This window comes from Massilia sp. NBRC 108631 (assembly GCF_059704565.1).
On record NZ_BAAKJE010000242.1, the window covers coordinates 1 to 229 of the forward strand.

The 229-nt window shown below is 52.0% G+C and carries 1 rRNA gene; it reads left to right on the plus strand.

Annotated features, from left to right (window positions below):
• Nucleotides 1-229: ribosomal RNA gene (locus AC6H42_RS25625) — 16S ribosomal RNA — on the plus strand; the annotation flags it as partial.

The following is a 229-nucleotide window of genomic DNA, read 5'->3' on the forward strand; positions in this document are numbered from 1 at the left end:
GTCGCAAGATTAAAACTCAAAGGAATTGACGGGGACCCGCACAAGCGGTGGATGATGTGGATTAATTCGATGCAACGCGAAAAACCTTACCTACCCTTGACATGGAAGGAATCCTCGAGAGATTGGGGAGTGCCCGAAAGGGAACCTTCACACAGGTGCTGCATGGCTGTCGTCAGCTCGTGTCGTGAGATGTTGGGTTAAGTCCCGCAACGAGCGCAACCCTTGTCAT